Genomic DNA, 552 nt, shown 5'->3' with positions numbered 1-552 from the left:
GTGCCTGTAGGACTTACGCGGTCGTTTACGTGCATTGATGTCAGCGACGCCAGCCTCGTGCAACCATTGTGCGATTAAAGCTCGTGACGGTGGTTGTTCGTAGCCGAGTTCATCGAGGAAGAAGTAGAAGATTGACCATAGGCCGCAGTCTTGGCCGCGGGCTTGTAACGCACCGCGAGCTTGCAGGACCTGTTGTCGAATCTTGTCATCGTAGACCCGTCGCGGGTTCAGCGGTGCCGTGCTATCCGGCACGATGCCAGCCCGCCCGCGCTCGGCGATACATGCTTTGATGTTGTAATACGTCTGCTTCGATACGCCGATGTTCTTGCAGAACTGCTGGACCGTGATGCCCTCACGGATGGGATCGAAATCCGCTATCTTCTTGCGGAGAGTAATCGGAATTGCCATCCCCACATTGTCAAGAAACCAGAGTCCAAAAAGTCATTAGACATCCTGTCCATAAACTTCCTGGACTCCGCGTCAAAAAACTAACTGGACTCCAAGTCCAAAAAGTCAATGGACTCCGAGTCCAAGAAGTCACTAGACATCACA

The 552-nt window shown here is 52.9% G+C and carries 1 pseudogene; it reads right to left on the bottom strand.

What is annotated here, in order from left to right:
* Window positions 1-408: pseudogene (locus HMPREF3148_RS02995) on the bottom strand (transposase); the annotation flags it as partial.
* Window positions 409-552 lie beyond the last annotated feature (144 nt).

The organism is Corynebacterium sp. HMSC05D08, from assembly GCF_001807215.1.
In the GTDB taxonomy this organism is placed as follows: Bacteria; Actinomycetota; Actinomycetes; order Mycobacteriales; family Mycobacteriaceae; genus Corynebacterium; species Corynebacterium striatum.
This window is presented reverse-complemented; position numbering and strand designations above follow the sequence as displayed.